Annotated in this window: 16 protein-coding genes and 1 pseudogene; 11 read left to right on the top strand and 6 right to left on the bottom strand. The window is 71.8% G+C overall.

Features of this window, described 5'->3' with window-relative positions; translation table 11 throughout:
• From E4P39_RS21775 to E4P39_RS21785, 3 genes and pseudogenes are all read right to left on the bottom strand, one after another.
• A pseudogene (locus tag E4P39_RS21775) lies at positions 1 to 258 on the bottom strand (crotonyl-CoA carboxylase/reductase); the annotation flags it as partial.
• 215 nt (positions 259 to 473) lie between these two features.
• Complete coding sequence (locus E4P39_RS21780) at positions 474 to 1,343, bottom strand: alpha/beta hydrolase (RefSeq protein WP_167762029.1); 870 nt, start codon at positions 1,341 to 1,343, stop codon at positions 474 to 476.
• 401 nt (positions 1,344 to 1,744) lie between these two features.
• Complete coding sequence (locus tag E4P39_RS21785) at positions 1,745 to 2,710, bottom strand: FUSC family protein (protein WP_135138731.1); 966 nt, start codon at positions 2,708 to 2,710, stop codon at positions 1,745 to 1,747.
• 131 nt (positions 2,711 to 2,841) lie between these two features.
• Between E4P39_RS21785 and E4P39_RS21790 the strand changes: the two genes are divergently transcribed.
• The gene (locus tag E4P39_RS21790; protein WP_135138732.1) at positions 2,842 to 3,324 is read left to right on the top strand and encodes a MarR family transcriptional regulator; all 483 of its coding nucleotides are present in this window, start codon (positions 2,842 to 2,844) and stop codon (positions 3,322 to 3,324) included.
• A gap of 22 nt (positions 3,325 to 3,346) precedes the next feature.
• Here E4P39_RS21790 and E4P39_RS21795 read toward each other — a convergent pair whose 3' ends face one another.
• A complete protein-coding gene (locus E4P39_RS21795; RefSeq protein ID WP_135138733.1) occupies positions 3,347 to 4,423 on the bottom strand; it encodes a hypothetical protein in 1,077 nt (358 codons plus the stop codon).
• Between the two features lie 223 nt (positions 4,424 to 4,646).
• Between E4P39_RS21795 and E4P39_RS21800 the strand changes: the two genes are divergently transcribed.
• From E4P39_RS21800 to E4P39_RS21815, 4 genes are all read left to right on the top strand, one after another.
• Entirely contained in the window at positions 4,647 to 6,032 is a 1,386-nt protein-coding gene (locus E4P39_RS21800) for a cytochrome ubiquinol oxidase subunit I (protein WP_209306663.1), read from the top strand.
• Positions 6,029 to 7,078, top strand: coding sequence for a cytochrome d ubiquinol oxidase subunit II (locus tag E4P39_RS21805; RefSeq protein WP_135138734.1), 1,050 nt, complete (start codon positions 6,029 to 6,031; stop codon positions 7,076 to 7,078). Before E4P39_RS21800 ends, E4P39_RS21805 begins: the two co-directional genes overlap by 4 nt.
• Before the next feature lie 197 nt (positions 7,079 to 7,275).
• A complete protein-coding gene (locus tag E4P39_RS22500) occupies positions 7,276 to 7,485 on the top strand; it encodes a dodecin family protein (protein WP_167762030.1) in 210 nt (69 codons plus the stop codon).
• Positions 7,482 to 8,543, top strand: a complete 1,062-nt coding sequence (locus E4P39_RS21815) for an MBL fold metallo-hydrolase (protein ID WP_135138735.1) — start codon at positions 7,482 to 7,484, stop codon at positions 8,541 to 8,543. Before E4P39_RS22500 ends, E4P39_RS21815 begins: the two co-directional genes overlap by 4 nt.
• 6 nt (positions 8,544 to 8,549) lie before the next feature.
• Here E4P39_RS21815 and E4P39_RS21820 read toward each other — a convergent pair whose 3' ends face one another.
• Together E4P39_RS21820 and E4P39_RS21825 are read right to left on the bottom strand one after the other, a co-directional pair.
• Positions 8,550 to 9,326 (bottom strand): helix-turn-helix domain-containing protein, encoded by a 777-nt coding sequence (locus tag E4P39_RS21820; RefSeq protein WP_135138737.1) that lies wholly within the window; start codon positions 9,324 to 9,326, stop codon positions 8,550 to 8,552.
• Between the two features lie 88 nt (positions 9,327 to 9,414).
• A complete protein-coding gene (locus E4P39_RS21825) occupies positions 9,415 to 10,197 on the bottom strand; it encodes an IclR family transcriptional regulator (protein ID WP_135138739.1) in 783 nt (260 codons plus the stop codon).
• Positions 10,198 to 10,375: 178 nt separating this feature from the next.
• On the opposite strand from E4P39_RS21825, the gene E4P39_RS21830 reads away from it, so the two are divergent.
• From E4P39_RS21830 to E4P39_RS21855, 6 genes are all read left to right on the top strand, one after another.
• Entirely contained in the window at positions 10,376 to 10,879 is a 504-nt protein-coding gene (locus E4P39_RS21830) for a MaoC family dehydratase (protein WP_135138741.1), read from the top strand.
• Positions 10,880 to 10,943: 64 nt separating this feature from the next.
• Complete coding sequence (locus tag E4P39_RS21835; RefSeq protein ID WP_135138742.1) at positions 10,944 to 11,777, top strand: alpha/beta hydrolase; 834 nt, start codon at positions 10,944 to 10,946, stop codon at positions 11,775 to 11,777.
• 10 nt (positions 11,778 to 11,787) lie between these two features.
• Complete coding sequence (locus E4P39_RS21840; protein WP_135138743.1) at positions 11,788 to 12,801, top strand: thiamine pyrophosphate-dependent dehydrogenase E1 component subunit alpha; 1,014 nt, start codon at positions 11,788 to 11,790, stop codon at positions 12,799 to 12,801.
• The gene (locus tag E4P39_RS21845) at positions 12,791 to 13,777 is read left to right on the top strand and encodes an alpha-ketoacid dehydrogenase subunit beta (protein ID WP_135138745.1); all 987 of its coding nucleotides are present in this window, start codon (positions 12,791 to 12,793) and stop codon (positions 13,775 to 13,777) included. Before E4P39_RS21840 ends, E4P39_RS21845 begins: the two co-directional genes overlap by 11 nt.
• The gene (lpdA, locus tag E4P39_RS21850) at positions 13,777 to 15,174 is read left to right on the top strand and encodes a dihydrolipoyl dehydrogenase (protein ID WP_135138747.1); all 1,398 of its coding nucleotides are present in this window, start codon (positions 13,777 to 13,779) and stop codon (positions 15,172 to 15,174) included. The genes E4P39_RS21845 and lpdA overlap by 1 nt, the downstream gene beginning before the upstream one ends.
• A gap of 20 nt (positions 15,175 to 15,194) precedes the next feature.
• A partial coding sequence (locus tag E4P39_RS21855; protein WP_348633829.1) for a biotin/lipoyl-containing protein occupies positions 15,195 to 15,948 on the top strand: 754 nt, incomplete at its 3' end.

Below are 15,948 nucleotides of genomic sequence, written 5' to 3' on the forward strand. Positions count from 1 at the left end.
GAAGATCGACGTCCAGACGGTGTTGTAGTTCACCGACGAGGCCATCACCGCCACGATCGCCTCACCCGGGCCCAGCTCCGGGGTCGGCACGTCCTGGATGTGCAGCGACTTGTTCGGGTCCTTGTCCCTGGTGGGCAGGCCCTCGAACATGTCCTGCTCGTCCTTGCGGACCACGACGCCGCGGTAGGACTCCGGCACCGCGAGCCCCCCCAGGGCGTCGAGTGAGTCGGCGAGGATGGCGTCCCTGATCTCGTTCAACAGGTCTCCTGGTGGCATTCAGCGAATGGGCGCCAGGGCATGCGTCGACGCAGGCGGCCGACGGGCCCGGCTCGGCGCCGGGCGGTGGCACCGCGGCTGACGCTAGAGCGTGTCCCGGTGCGCGGGCAGCGGCTTCCACCCACTGACATGGCCACCGGTCGCTGCGGGCGAACTGCGGCCGCCCGGCCACCGGAACAGCCCGACGCGGACCTCGGTCAGGCGCTCACTTCGGCGGGTGCGTCCAGGTCCTGGAGCACCGCGGCGCACGCCGACTCGACCGCGGCGCCGAACCGGGCAGGGGCGTGGAGGAAGACGTCGTGGCTGCCGTCGATCTCCAGCACCGTCGCGTCCGGGAGGGCCCGCGCGAGCTTCCACTGCCGCCGGGCCGGGACGATTCGGTCGTGGCGGGTCACCACCACGGCGGCAGGGACGTCGACCGACCCGATCCACGAGTGCGAGCTGAACTCGGCCACGGCCTGCATGGCCGACAGGGCAGTCACCAGTGAGGTGCGACGCATCTCCGACAGCGCCCAGCGCCGCATGGCGGGGCTGCACTCGGACTCCAGCAGTGCGGAGCCGACCAGGTCCGCGCGCATGGCGCCGGCACCCGGCATCCACATGGCGGCGGTGACCAGCCCCGGCATCATCAGGGACGCCGACCTCTCCCACGGGGATCCGGAGACGTTGCGGGCCGTCGAGCACAGGACGAGACCTCGTACCAGGCCCGGGTGCCGGCGCCACAGCAGTTGGGCGATCTGGCCGCCCATGGAGTAGCCCACCGCGACCACCTGCTGGATCCCCAGCTCTCCGGCGATCGCGGCCAGGTCGTCGGCGCAGTCCTCCAGCCGGAAGGTGCCGCCGCGCAGCCCGTCACCATGGCCGGGCTGGTCGACGAGGACGACCCGGTACTGGCGGGAGAGGCGCCCCACGATCCCGCCCCAGTTCAGGGCGGCCGTCAGGGTGACGCCGTGCACGAGGAACAGCGTCGGCGCAGCGGCCGGCCCCGGGGTGTCCCAGACCACCACCCGCCCGCGACCGGGAAGCTCGAGAACGCGCCGCTCTGTCATCGGGGCGGTGCGGTCCACGCGAACCTCCAAGCAGAGGCCCCGCCGACGACGGGGCTCGGATGAGCAGGTACCGGACGGGGGGTGCCCCGAAACCATCCGGGGCGCCGTTCCGCTCAGCAGGAGCACGCCGCACGGCGTCTCCGGGGCGATCAGACCATCAGCAGGGGGGTGGCGCGGGGATGCGGGAGACCGGCCGCGTCCCGCGTCGCGCGGAGCGTGCGGTCAGGCGAGGGGGCGTCCACTGCCGTCGATGCCGGACCGGATCAGTTCACGGAAGTGCGCACGCGTGCCCTCGGGAAGGGTCGACCAGGGGCGGGCTCCGTAGCGGCGGTACAGGTCGTGTGCCTGTCGATCGAGGTCATGGGAAGAAGAACTCACAGACGTGGGAACAGCACCCGTCCCGGCGCCCTTCCGCGGCGTCACGTGAGTACCGGCACGGTTCGGCGGCGGATCACCCGCCGCATCGCGGCCTGCGCGGGGTGTTCGCCGGGGGGCGGGAGGACAGCCTGGGCCACGACGGCCAGCGCGCAGCCGATGGCTGTCTCGACCAGGCGACCTGCCAGCAGGCCGACGACATGCCCGTCCAGCTCCCCGGTCGCGAGCGTTCCCTGCAGCAGTGCCAGCGGCGTGATGAAGACGACCGCCAGCGCGTAGTTGCGTGCGACGAGGATCTCCACGACGAACTGCAGGGCGACCACGAGCACGACCAGCGGCAGCACGCCCGGGACGATCGCGAGGACCAGTCCCGCCACCCCGATCCCGGCGGCCGTGCCGGCGGCGCGGTGTCCCGCCCGTCGGACGGTGGAGCGGGTCGCATCGTGCACCAGGACGGCCGCGCAGGCCACAGCCGCCCAGTCGGGCCGCGGCAGCCCGAGGCTGAGGGCGAGCAGCGCCGCGCCTCCGGTGCCCACGGCGCCGCGGGCGGCGGCTCGACGGATCTGCCGCCACGGCGGCGGAGATGGCGGTGGCCCGGCGGTCCCCTGCGCCGCGGAACGGAAGGCGGCCCCGGCCATGACCACGAGCCAGGCGATCGTCGCACCGAGCGCCACGAGCCCGACCCGCGTCGCCAACGGTGCCGCGTCGAGCGGGATCTGCGTCGCGGTCGCGCAGACCAGGACCGGCATCAGCGCGCCGGGCGGGGCGATCGAGAACCGGCGGCAGAGCAGGACGGCGACCGCGCTCGCCAGCGCGATGACCGCCACGGTGCCGGCAGGGCTCCCGGCGACCAGGGTGCCGGCTGCGGCGGCCGCCACCAGGCCGGCACCGACGCCGAACACCCGGACGGCCCGGCGCCGGTACGGCAGGCCGGGGGCATAGAGGACGGCGAGAGCGCCCAGTGAGGCGAGCGCCCCGCTCTGGACGTGGCCGGCCAGGGCGAACGCCACCAGGGGCAGCCCGACCGCGACCGCGGCCTGCAGCGCGGGCTTGCGGCGCGAGCTCCCTGCGGGGCCCGGGTGACGGCTATCGTAGCGACGTGGTACCACGCCGATATCTTACCAGGAAGCTTTCCGACCACGTGGACGCCGTGATCGAGCAGTGGGCCATGGTCGCCCCCGAGCTCGACACGACACATCTGGGGATCGTGGCTCGGGTGCACCGCGTCGCCCACCAGCTCCGGGTGCGTGCCGAGGTGGTGCTCGGACCGCACGGCCTCACCCAGGGGGAGTTCGACGTCCTGTCGGCGCTCCGGCGCAGCGGTTCGGACGACGGCCTGACGCCGAGCGCGCTGGCGGCCGGGGTCCTCGTCTCCAGCGGTGGCATGACCAAGCGCCTGACCGCCCTGGAACGGGGCGGCTGGATCGCCCGCCGCCGCTCCCCCCGGGATGGGCGAAGCGTGCGCGTCGCCCTCACCCCGGCGGGCCGTGAGCGGCTGGACGTCCTGCTGCCGGTGTACTTCGCGGCCGAGGGCGAGGTGCTCGAGGGACTGGACGACGCCGAGCGGAACGGACTGGCGGACCTGCTCCGCGAACTCGCCGTACGCCTGGACCTGCGCCGCTGACCTGTACGGGGGAGGCGACGCCTCAGGCGGTGTCGGGGGGCGTGGCAGCGACGTCGTCCGGCGCGGGGTCCTGCTCCGGCGGAGTCGCCGTCGCCTGAGGGGCCGGGGGTGTCGCCGTCTTCACGGGTGACGTCTTCGTGGGGGCGGTCTTCGTGGATGCGGTCTTCGTAGACGCCCTGGTCCCCGGAGGTGAAGGCTTCGCCGTCTTCTTGGCAGCCGCCTTCCTCGGGGCCGGCCTCTCGGCGGTCGTGGTCGTCTCGGCCGCTGTCGTCTCCGGAGCCGGGGTCCCGGGCGCCGGAGCGGGAGCGGGAGTCGTGGTGTCCGTGGTGGTGGTCTCCGCGGCGGCCGGCACCGCCGGACCCACCTCGGAAGTCGTCTTGTCCGGAGGAGTCGTGTCCGGGGTCGTGGTGTCCGGGGTCGTGGTGTCCGGGGTTGTGGTGTCCGGGGTCGTGAGGTCGGACATCGGACCGGCCGCGGGCTCCGCCGCCGCGGTGACGTCGGCTTCCCGAGCCGGGGTGGTCGTGGTCCGAGGCGCCGCGGCAGGCCTCGCGGCGGGCGCCTTCCTCGCCGCCGGTGCCCTCGTGGCAGCGCGTGCTGTCGGTGCGACAGCCGACCTGGCTGGGGGTGCCTTCTTCGCGGCGGGTGCCTTCCTCCTGGCGGGTGCCTTCCTCGCGGCCGGTGCACTCGTGCTGTCCGCCGCGTTCGTGTCCGCGGGCGGTGGACCGCCGTCACCGTTGCGCTCGCGCGCGTCGGCGCTCATCTCCTCGGTGGCCGGTCCGGCCTCCAGGGCAGGACGAACCGGAGTGACCGGGACGGGCTCCGGCCCGGCCGCCGGAGCCGGTCGCTCGGCGGTGGCGCCGAGGAGCCGGGTGCCGGCGGTCATGAGCGCCTTCGTGAATTCGCGCTGGTCGGCCAGCATGCGGGCGGCGAAGTCGAAGGCTGCGTCGACGGAGGCACGGACGTCCGGCAACCCACCCTGTGGCCGCCTCGCCGCCTCGGCGAGCGACTTCGCGGCGTCGTCCCAGGCGCTGAGGGCTGCGGCGAAGAGCTGGTGGCCGCGTCGCGTGAGTTCGGCGAACTGTTCGGTGGGTTGGGTCATGATCCATCCTCGGGTTCCGCGGCAGGACGAGCGGGCTGGGCCACCGGGCGTGCCCTGCGTTCCGGGGAGGCCCGACACGCCGACCGGTCCAGCGAACATGCTCGACGGCCCCGGTGCGGCGGCTGGTGCGTCGTTTCCACCGGGTGGGAACTGCCCGGGTTGAGCTCGGTCGGGGAGGGGAACCGCTCATCCTGCATCCACCCAGCCCGGAGCGGAGGTCGGCGTGGAGCCGTTGCTAGTGGTGGCCGATGCCGCGGAGAACCTCTATCCGGCGCGGATGCAGATGGCCCTGTCGCTGGGCTGGCACATCATCTTCTCCTGCTTCGGCATCGCCTTCCCGGTGTTCACGGTCTTCGCCGAGTGGCGGGGTCACAAGCGCGGCAACCCGGCGCTCACCGAGCTGGCGCACACGTGGGCCAAGGCCATGGGCGTGCTGTTCGCGGCGGGTGCGGTGTCCGGGACCCTGCTCTCCTTCGAGATGGGCATCCTCTGGCCCGGGCTGATGGGCCGCTTCGGTGAGGTCTTCGGCTTCCCCTTCGTGCTCGAGGGATACGCCTTCTTCATCGAGGCGATCTTCGTGGGCATCTACCTGTTCGGCTGGAACCGGCTGTCGCCCAGGGCGCACATGCTCAGCGCGCTGCCGATGATCATCTCGGGTGCGGCCGGCGCATTCTTCGTCGTGGCGGCGAACGCCTGGATGAACAACCCGACCGGCTTCCGGCTGGACGCCGACGGCCAGGTCGTCGACGCGGAGCCGTGGGCGGCGATGTTCGGGCCGTCCACCTGGCCGCAGACCGCGCACATGCTGCTCGCGGCCTACATGGTCACCGGTTTCACGGTCGCCTCCGTCTACGCGATCGGGATGCTCCGCGGCCGCCGGGACCAGCGCCACAAGTTCGGACTGCTGATCCCGCTCACGTTCGCCGCGATCCTCACGCCCGTCCAGATCGGCGTCGGCGACTGGATCGCCAACGTCGTGGCCGAGCAGCAGCCGACCAAGCTCGCCGCCATGGAGGGGCTGTACGAGACGACCGACCGCGCGCCCCTGTCCCTGGGCGGGATCTACTACGACGACGAGCTGCACTACTCGATCGACGTCCCGTGGGGGCTGTCCCTGCTCATCCACCACGACATCAACGGCGTGGTGGAAGGCCTGGAGGACACCCCGGTGGACGAGCGGCCGCCGGTCAACGTGGTCCACCTCGCCTACAACGTGATGGTGGGCCTGGGGTCGGCGCTCCTGTTGCTCGCCCTCGTGTTCGCCTGGACGTGGTGGCGCCGACGACGCATCCCGGTCTCACCGTGGTTCCTGCGGGCCGTCGCCGTGTCCGGGGTGGCGGCGATCGTGGCCATGGAGGCCGGCTGGATCACCACGGAGGTCGGGCGCCAGCCCTGGATCGTGTACGACATCCTCCGGACCGAGGACGCGGTGAGCCCGGCGCCGGGTCTGTACCTCGGCTTCTACGCCGTCGTCGTCATCTACGTCGCCCTGACCGCGCTGACGGTGTTCGTGCTGCGCCGCCTCGCCCACCACCACGACACCCCGGCGCCGCAGGAGGTCGACGCGGTGCCGCCCGACGACCACGTCGAGGAGCTGGCGGTCCGATGACGCTCGCGGAGGTGCTGCTGGGCGTGATGTTCGTCGGGCTCATCGCCTACGGGCTCTTCGGCGGCGCCGACTTCGGCGCGGGGATCTGGGACCTGCTCGCCGGTGGCACCAGGCGCGGAGCGCGTCAGCGGGACCTCATCGAGCACTCCATCGGCCCGGTGTGGGAGGCCAACCACGTCTGGCTGATCTTCGTCCTGGTCGTCCTCTGGACGGCGTTCTCCGGGGCGTTCGCCGCGGTCGTCACCACGCTCTACATCCCGTTGACCCTGGCCGCGTTCGGCATGATCGGTCGCGGCGCGGCCTTCGCCTTCCGGAAGAGCATCACCACCCTGCCCATGCGGCGCTTCCTCGGCGCCGGGTTCGCCCTGTCCTCGTTGGTCACCCCGTACTTCCTCGGCGCGGTCGTCGGCGGCGTCGCCTCGGGCCGGGTTCCGCCCGGCATCGCGCGGGGCGACGTCATCACGAGCTGGGTGAACCCGACGTCGATTCTCGGCGGCCTCATGGCCGTCCTGGTCTGCGCCTACCTCGCGGCGGTCTTCCTCTGCGGGGATGCCCGTCGTGAGGGGACCGAGGACCTCGCCGACGAGTTCCGCATCCGGGCGCTCGGCACCGCCGGGGTGACCGGGATCGTCGGTTTCGGCGGGTTGTTCGTGCTGCGCTCCGACGCCCCGCTGCTGTGGGAGGGGCTGACCGGCCGGGCCGTGCCCGTCATCGGGTTGTCCGTGGTCGCCGGGATTGCTGCCGTCTTCTTCCTCGGGACGAAGCGATACCTTCCCGCCCGGCTGGCCTCCTCGCTGGCCGTGACCACCATTCTCGTCGGCTGGGCGGTCGCCCAGTACCCGTACATCCTGGTGCCGGACCTGACGATCGAGGACGCCGCCACGGGCCGCGCGACCCTGCAGGCGATGCTGATCGCACTCGCCGGGGGCGCGGTCTTCCTCGTGCCGGCGCTGGTCTACCTCTACGTCCTGTTCCAGCGGTCCCCGGCGGAGTCGGAGCCGCGCGAGTCAGCATCTCCGCAGCCACCGGGCGCCGTGATCACCTGACGGACCGGCGCCGGCCGACATCCGTCCCTGTCACCGGGCGGTGCGTCGAGGGGCCGATCCAGCGTGCCGGCCCCGTCGGGACGGTGGCGTGCGTGGGCGGCGGGGTCGTGGCCCGGGGGCGGGTGCCCCCGCGGCGGCTGACTTCCGTGCAGCGGGAACGGTCCTGCCGGGCCGCGCCTCGACTCGATGATGGTGCCGTGGGCGTGCAGAAGGCGATCGACCTCATCGGGACCGGGAACTCCATCCAGGACGCGGTCACCGAGGCACTGGACCGTGCGCGCCTGTCCCTGGAAGGCATCACCTCCTTCGAGGTGCAGCGCATCTCCGGCGTGGTGGACGGCTCGACCGCGGGCTACGAGGTCCAGCTTCGCATCTGGTTCACGCTCCTGGAACGCATGCACGGGTGAGTGCTGTGCCCATCGAGCCCGATGTCCTTCCGGGCGCCGCTCAGCTCGACGGCCTGAGCCGGGTGGCCCTGCCGGTCGGGGTCAATGCGGTCGAGACCGTCAACATGCACGTCCTCGCGGACGGCGACACGGTCACCCTCGTCGACTGCGGGGTGTGGCGCCCCGATCTGCCCGACGGGGGGCTCGCGGCGGTGGAGGCCGGCCTGGAGGCCGCGGGGTACGCGCTCCGGGACGTCGCCCGAATCATCGTCACCCATGCCCACATCGATCACTACGGCCTGGCCGGACGGCTCATGGAGGTCACCGGCGCCGAGTTGACCATGCACGCGCTCACCGATCTCGACTGCGAGAAGTACCGCCATCCCGACACGGCCCGTGCCCGCCGCCGCGACACCTACGCCGACCACGGGGTCTCGGAAACCGAGAGCACCGATCTCGCCGATCACCTGACGCGCTGGCTGCCGTACCTCCACTCGGTGGTCGAGGCGTCCCGGCGGTTCCGGGGCGGCGAGGAACTCGTCATCGGCGGCGACCGCTGGGACGTCGTCCACACTCCGGGACATTCGCTCGGCCACGTCTGTCTGTGGTCACCCGCGCGGCGGGTCCTGTTGTCGGGGGACCACCTCCTGCCGAGCATCACGCCACCGGTGAGCTTCGAGCGCGGATTCGACGCCGACCCGTTGCGCAGCTACCTCGACTCGCTGCGCCTGATCGCCGACCTGGGGCCGCGACTGGTCTATCCCGGCCACGGGCGCCCGTTCGGCGACGTGGCGGGCCGGATCGAGGCGATCCTGCGGAACAAGCTCCGGCGCCTCGACTCCGTTCGCCGGGCCATCCACGACCAGCCCTCGAGCGTGACGGAGCTGGCGGACCGGCTGATCGCCAAGGCCGTGCTCGCACACCAGCGACAGCTGGCGATCTCCGAGACCCTCGCCCACGTCGCGTACCTGCGGTGGTGCGGCGTCGTCGAGCGCCGGACCCGCCCGGACGGCGTCTACGAGTGGTACGCCACCGGGAACGGGCCGCTCGAGGTGGGCGAGCTCCTCACCCGCAGCTGACCGGGATCACGCGGTCGCGTCCGCGGAGTCGATCTCCGGGCCGTCCGGTCGGGTGGTCGTCGCCAGCTGCCGCGACAGGCTGCCTGCGGCGACCAGGAGCGCACCACGGATCTGATCCAGACCGGACCTCGGATCCGAGACGCTGGCCTCCAGTGCCCCCAGCAGCGTCCCACCGGTCCCGAACACCGGAACGGCCAGCTGGCAGCGCCCCCGGGCGTCCCGGTACACCGCCACCCGGGCGAGCCGGGTGGTGGCGAGGAGTCGTCGCAGCCGGTCCGGGCTGAACGGGAGGGCGCCTGTGCCCGCGGCGACCTGGTCCACGACGTCCGCCGGGCTGAAGGCGAGCAGCACGCGCCCCAGGGCGCTGGCGTAGGCGGGGGCCGGATCCTCGGTGAAGCCGTCGGCGACACCACGGCCGGGCACCGTCGCACGGACGGTGAGCTGCTCGGTGTCCAGGACGCCGACACGCACCGCGGCCCCCGTGACCGCCGTGAGGTCGTTGACGACGTCGAGCGCCCGCTCGAGCAACGGCGGGGAGAACGGGAAGGCGAGGCCACCGATCATGCGCAGGGGCAGGCCGACGCGGTAGGTGCCGCCCTCGGTGCGCTCGAGTACCCGGCGCGACACGAGTTCACCGACGAGGCGGTGGGTCGTCGAGATCGGCAGGGCCGCCAGCCCCGCGAGCTCCGTGAGTGAGTGCGTTCCGCCGCTGCGGAACGCCATGAGGATCGCCGAGACACGGCTGGCCACGGAACGGCCGCTCTCGATGGCTCCGCCGGCCATGCCCCACCTCCTTGTCGGTAGGGAAAGGCTGGCAGCGCGGACGCGGCGGGTCGAGGAATCGTTCTCGCTCAGTGAGAGCTGCGACGAACTAGGAGGATTCGGTCAGCCGCGCATGTCGCTGGAGGGCCCGCGACGTGGAGATCGCGGCCGTCCGCACGGCGGGAGCCAGCCGGCGCAGGTCCCCGCGGCCGCGGGTGAGCACGAGCCCGAGCGCGGCGACGACCGCTCCGTCGGCTCCCTGCACCGGTGCGGCGACGGAGAGCGAGCCGAGGGTGATCTCCTCGCGGGCGTAGGCGACCCCGTGGCGGCGTACCTCGGCGAGCGCCCGGCGCAGATGGCCCGGGGCGACCATCGTGTACGGCGTGTAGCGCCGCATCCCACCGTCGACGACCGCGGCAAGGACCTCCGGCGGGGCGTGGGCCAGGAGCACCTTCCCGACCCCCGTGGCATGCAGCGGCAGCCGGCCGCCGCGGCGTGACCGGGTTCGCACCGACTCGTGGCCGGAGATCGTGTCCACGTACAGCGCTTCCAGCCCGTCGCGCACGGCCAGGTGCACGTTCTCGTGCGTCGCTTCGAACAGGTCCTGCATGAAGGGCAGCGCCACCTCCCGCAGCGCTCCGCCGCGGGGTGCCAGCGTGCCGAGTTCCCACAGGCGCATACCGATGCGGTAGCCGGCGCGGTCGGCGCGCTCCAGACCGCCCCACTCGACCAGCTCCGTCGCCAGCCGGTACGTGGTGGACACCGGGAGCCCGGTGATGCGTGCCAGGTCGCCGAGGGACAGCTCCGGCGTGGTGGGCCCGAAAGCGTCCAGCAGCGCGACGACCTTGCTGATCACCGACCGTCCCTGCCATTGCGTGCTGCCGCCCGCCACGCGGTCATGGTGCCTGCCGTCGACGGGCCGGAGGCGGTGTGAACGCGGTCACTCCCACTGAGCAGGAAACCGGTGACTGCGCAGGTTCCGGCTCGCCGGCCGGTGCTTCACTCGCCGCGGGCACCGACCGAGCGCATCGGCCGGGCGCCGACCACAGGACCGACGAAGGACGGCGGCGATGGGCGAACCGATTGTCGAAGAGCTCACCGATCGCGCACCGGTGGTGCTGCACGGCCTCGACGGCCTCCGTGAGCGCCTGGGCACGGAGGTGGGCGTCAGCGGGTGGCGGACCGTGCGCCAGGAGGACATCTCGACGTTCGCGACCCTGACCGGCGACGAGCAGTGGATCCACGTCGACCCCGAGCGCGCGAAGACCGGTCCGTTCGGCGCCACGGTCCAGCACGGCTTCCTGACCCTCGGCATGGCGACCGGTCTCCTGTGGGAGGTCTGCACCGTCGAGGGCTTCGGGGTCGTCCTCAACTACGGGCTGAACAAGGTCCGCTTCCCGGCGCCGCTGCGCGTGGGCAGCCGGATCCGCATGCGCGTGCAGGTCGCCGACGTGCAGGCGATCGAGGGGCCGGGCGGCCAGGGTGCCGAGGCCGTCTACCGGCTGACCTACGACGTGGAAGGTCAGGACAAGCCCTGCTGTGTCGCCGACCTCGTCTTCCGCTACTACCCGTGACTGCGACCGCCGAGAGACCGCACCCAGTGACAGGGACCCGAACGCACCGAGAGAGGACGCTGGAATGACGACGACCGAGAAGCCGGAGATCGGCCAGAGCGCGGAGGCCAACGGAATCCGCACGAACTACCTCGAGGCCGGCTCGGGCGACGAGACGGTCCTGCTGATCCACGGCTCGGGGCCGGGGGTCACCTCCTACGCCAACTGGCGCCTGGTCATTCCCTCCCTCGCCGAGAACTTCCACGTCGTCGCTCCCGACATGGTGGGCTTCGGCTACTCGGACCGCCCGGAGGGCGTGACCTACGGCCTGGAGACCTGGGCCGACCAGACGGTCGGGTTGATGGACACACTCGGCATCCAGAAGGCGCACCTCGTCGGCAACAGCTTCGGCGGCGCGATCGCCCTGCGCATCGCCGCACAGCACCCGGACCGCGTCGGGAAGCTCGTGCTCATGGGGAGCATGGGGGTGCCCTTCGAGATCACCGAAGGCCTCGACCGGGTCTGGGGGTACGAGGCCTCGTTCGAGAACATGCGCAGCGTCCTCGACGTGTTCGCGTACTCGCGCGAGCTGGTCAACGACGAGCTGGCGAAGGTCCGGTACGAGGGGAGCATCCAGCCGGGGTTCCAGGAGGCGTTCTCGTCCATGTTCCCGGCGCCGCGGCAGCGCTGGGTGGAGGCGATGACCACGCCCGAGGAGGAGATCAGGAAGCTGCCGCACCAGACGCTGATCGTGCACGGCCGGGAGGACAAGGTCATTCCTGTCTCCAACTCCTACAAGCTCGAGGAGCTAATCGAGAACGCCGACCTCTCGGTGTTCTCGAAGTGCGGACACTGGTCGATGATCGAACGGACCGACGACTTCAATCGCCAGGTCCGCGACTTCTTCCTGAAGCCCTGAGGTGGCGGCCATGCCCGCGCGCACGAGGAAGAAGGCCGACGAGTCGGGCGGCGTCGCCGTCGGGGACCGCGATCCGGCGCTGTTGAGGCGCATCCACGAGGTCATGGTCCTGACCCGCGCGGTAGAGGACCGCATGGTCGCCATGTACAAGGGCGGCGACCTGCTCGGCAGCCTCTACACCGGGCACTGGCACGAAGCGATCAGCGTCGGGGCGGCGTCGACGCTGCGTCCGGACGACTACCTGGCGCCGATCCACCGGGATCTGGGCGCGCACCTGTGGCGGGGCATGGAGCCGTGGCAGGTCATGGCGAGCTTCATGGGCAAGGCCACCTCGCCGACCGGCGGTCGGGACGGGACGTTGCACTACGGCCGCCTGGATCTCGGCGTCTACAACCTGCCCAGCCACATCCCGGCGAACTTTCCCGTCGCCACCGGCATGGCGTTCGCCAGCAAGTACCGGGAGCAGGACCGCGTGTGCCTGGCCTTCTGCGGCGACGGATCGACGTCGCGGGCGGACTTCCACGAGTCGCTGACGATGGCCAGCGTCCTGAAGCTGCCGAACGTGTTCGTGATCGAGAACAACCAGTTCGCCTACTCCACCCCGCTGCGCATGCAGTCGAACTCGGAGACGTTCGCGATCAAGGCGGTCGCCTACGGCATCCCGGGAGTGACGGTCGACGGCACGGACGCACTGGCGGTGCACGACGCCGTCGCCGAGGGGGTGGCCCGGGCGCGTGCGGGGGAGGGGCCGTCGATCGTCGAGGGCGTGACCATGCGGATGCACGGGCACGCGGAGCACGACTCGGCCGACTACGTGCCCAAGGACATGTACGACGAGTGGTCGAAGAAGGACCCGGTCGAACTGTTCGAGAACGTCCTGATCGAGGCCGGCGTCATCGACGCGGCCGCCGCCAAGAAGGTCCGCGAGGACGCGAAACAGTTCGCCATCGCCGCCCGCCGCAAGGCGCTGGCGGACCCCATGCCGGAGCCCAGCGGAATCGAGGACGGTGTCTATGCCGACTGACAGCGGCCAGGCCACCTATCTGGAGGCCGTGGGCCTTGCCCTCGACAGCGAGATGGACCGCGACCCCGACGTCTTCATCATCGGGGAGGACGTCGGGCAGTTCGGTGGCGCCTTCAAGGTGACCAAGGGCTTCCTCGAGAAGTTCGGTCCCCGCCGGGTCGTCGACACCCCGATCGCCGAGACCGGGTTCACCGGTCTGGCCGCGGGCGCGGCGCTCGTGGGACTCCGGCCGGTGGTGGAGTTCCAGTTCGCAGACTTCATCTCGTGCGCGTTCGACCCGATCGTCAACGTGCTGGCGCGCCATCACTGGCGGACCGGCGACCCGATGCCGGTCACGATGCGGGCTCCGTTCGGTGGCCGGCTCCGGGCCGGTCCCACCCACTCCCAGAGCGTCGAGTCCTACTTCGCGCACGTTCCCGGGCTCAAGATCGTGATGCCGGGGACGCCGGAGGATGCGGCCGGGTTGCTGGTCAGCTCGATCCGGGACAACAACCCGACCCTCTACCTGGAGAACAAGTACCTGTACCGGCGGCTCCGCGCGTCGGGCCCGCTGTCCCTCGAGCCGATCCCCCTCGGGGTCGCGAAGGTGGTGCGCGAAGGCCGCGACGTCTCGCTCATCACCTACTCGGCGGGGGTCTCCCAGGGGCTCGAGATCGCGGAGGAACTGGACAAGGACGGCATCTCGGTCGAGGTCGTCGACGTCCGGACCCTCGTCCCACTGGATGTCGAGACGATCGTGAACTCGGTCCGGAAGACCTCCCGCGCCGTGGTGCTGCACGAGGCAGCCAAGCGCATGGGTTACGGCGCGGAGATCGCCGCGACCATCCAGGAAGAGGCGTTCTGGCATCTCGATCAGCCGGTGGTGCGGATCGGAGCCAGGAACACGCCGACGCCGACGAGCCCTCCGCTGGAGGACGCAGTCATCCCGCAGCCGGCCGAGATCGCGGAGATCCTTCGAAAGGTGGCCAGGGCCTGATGAGCGACTACGACGTCGTCGTCCTCGGTGGCGGTCCCGGTGGCTACGCCGCGGCGCTGTACGCGGCCTCCGCCGGGCTGTCCGTGGCGCTGGTGGAGAAGGAGAAGGTCGGCGGCACGTGCCTGCACCGGGGCTGCATCCCGGCCAAGTCGCTGCTGCACGCGGCGGAGGTCTTCCGCACGGTCAACCACGCCGCCGAGCACGGCGTGCGGTTGCCCGAGGGGAAGCCGGAGCCGGACTGGCCGGCGGCCAACCGGCGCCGGGCCGGCATCGTGGGCCAGCTTCACAAGGGACTCTCCGGCCTGCTCAAGCGCCGCAAGGTCACTGTGGTCGACGGCTGGGGACGGCTCACCGCCGACGGCGCCGTCTCCGTCGACGGGGACACGCTGCGCGGCCGGGGCACGATCGTCTGCGCGGGCTCGGTGCCGCGGGCCATCCCCGGGATGGACGTCGACGGCGAGCGTGTGATCACCTCCGACCACGCCACCAACAGCGAGGCCGACCGCCTGCCTGAGCGCATCGCGGTCATCGGCGGGGGCGTGATCGGGTCGGAGTTCGCCTCGGTCTACACCGACATGGGCGTGTCGACGACCCTGCTCGAGGCGATGCAGCACGGGGTGCTGCCGATCGGCCCCGACCGGGATGTCGCGGACGTCCTGGCCCGCTCGCTGAAGCGCCGCGGCACCGACGTCCACGCCGAGGCCCGGGTCGGGGCGCTGGAGCGCACGGGCAGCGGCGTCCTCGTGCCCTTCGAGACGCCCAAGGGATCGGAGAAGATCGAGGTCGAGCAGGTGCTCGTCTCGATCGGCCGCCTGCCCGCGACGAAGGACATCGGTGCCGACGAGGCCGGGGTCCGCATCGACGGCCGGGGCTTCATCGAGGTCGACACCACGACGATGGAGACCTCGCGACCCGGCGTCTACGCGGTCGGCGACTGCGTGGCGACCCCGGGCCTCGCGCACGTCGCCTACGCCGAGGCCGTAGTCGCCGTCGACCGGATCCTCGGCGAGCAACCGGTGCCCGTCGACTACGGCAAGGTCCCGTGGGTCGTCTACACCCATCCCGAGGTGGCCTGGACGGGCATGACGGAGGCCGAGGCCCGCGAGGCCGGTTACGAGGTCGAGGTGCACAAGCACTCGATGGCCGGCAACGGGCGCGCCATGATCCTGGGCGAGACCGACGGCCTGGTGAAGATCGTCGCCCAGAAGGACGGGCCCGTCCTCGGGTTCCACATGGTCGGCCCCTGGGCCAGTGAGCTCATGCACGAGGGCTACCTGGCCGTGAACTGGGAGGCGCTGCCGAGCGACGTCGGCCGGCTGATCCACGCGCACCCGAGCCTGTCCGAGGCCATCGGCGAAACCATGATCACCTTTTCCGGCCGTTCCCTGCACGGCTGAGACTCAGGAGCGAGACAGCGATGAGCGACGAGTGGGTCGTCACGATGCCCAAGCTGGGCGAGACCGTGACCGAAGGAACGGTCGGCGGCTGGCGCAAACAGGTCGGCGACACCATCGAGTTCGACGACCCGCTCTTCGAGGTCTCGACCGACAAGGTCGACTCGGAGATCCCGAGCCCCTACGACGGCGTGATCCTCGAGATCATGGTGCCGGAGGGCGAGACCGTGCCGGTCGGGACACCGCTGGTCCGGATCGGGGCGCCGGGGAGCGTCCCGCCCGGCGGCGACGGTCCGCCCGCGGTCGTGGCCGGGGCAGGCAGCATGCCGGAGGCCAGGCCCGGGATCGCCGGGAGCGGCGGGCCGTCCCTGAACGACCCCGCCGCACCGCAGATGGGCGGCTCCGAGGCGATGCCCGCCCTCGAGGACCCGGGTGTGTCCGTGCCCACGGGCGAGGTCCACGAGATCACCATGCCCAAGCTCGGGGAGACGGTCACCGAGGGCACGGTGGGTTCCTGGAAGAAGCAGGTGGGTGACACCGTCGACTTCGACGACCCGCTGTTCGAGGTCTCGACCGACAAGGTCGACTCGGAGATCCCGAGCCCCTACGACGGCGTGCTGCTCGAGATCCTCGTGCCGGAGGGCGAGACCGTGCCGGTCGGCACCGTCCTGGCGCGGATCGGCGAACCGGGTGCGGCCGGCGGCGGGGGAGCACCCGCCGGCGGGCCGGCGGTCAGCGGCTCGGCGGCGGCGGCCGTCGGAGATCGGAAGATCGTCG

It is taken from the genome of Blastococcus sp. CT_GayMR19 (assembly GCF_004570385.1).
Classification (GTDB): domain Bacteria; phylum Actinomycetota; class Actinomycetes; order Mycobacteriales; family Geodermatophilaceae; genus Blastococcus_B.

Coding starts and splice junctions, on each gene's coding strand:
- E4P39_RS21830 (WP_135138741.1), top strand. CDS start 10,376: ATGGGCGAACCGATTGTCGAAGAGCTCACCGATCGCGCACCGGTGGTG.
- lpdA (WP_135138747.1), top strand. CDS start 13,777: ATGAGCGACTACGACGTCGTCGTCCTCGGTGGCGGTCCCGGTGGCTAC.
- E4P39_RS21795 (WP_135138733.1), bottom strand. CDS start 4,423: ATGACCCAACCCACCGAACAGTTCGCCGAACTCACGCGACGCGGCCAC.
- E4P39_RS21840 (WP_135138743.1), top strand. CDS start 11,788: ATGCCCGCGCGCACGAGGAAGAAGGCCGACGAGTCGGGCGGCGTCGCC.
- E4P39_RS21835 (WP_135138742.1), top strand. CDS start 10,944: ATGACGACGACCGAGAAGCCGGAGATCGGCCAGAGCGCGGAGGCCAAC.
- E4P39_RS21820 (WP_135138737.1), bottom strand. CDS start 9,326: ATGGCCGGCGGAGCCATCGAGAGCGGCCGTTCCGTGGCCAGCCGTGTC.
- E4P39_RS21805 (WP_135138734.1), top strand. CDS start 6,029: ATGACGCTCGCGGAGGTGCTGCTGGGCGTGATGTTCGTCGGGCTCATC.
- E4P39_RS21845 (WP_135138745.1), top strand. CDS start 12,791: ATGCCGACTGACAGCGGCCAGGCCACCTATCTGGAGGCCGTGGGCCTT.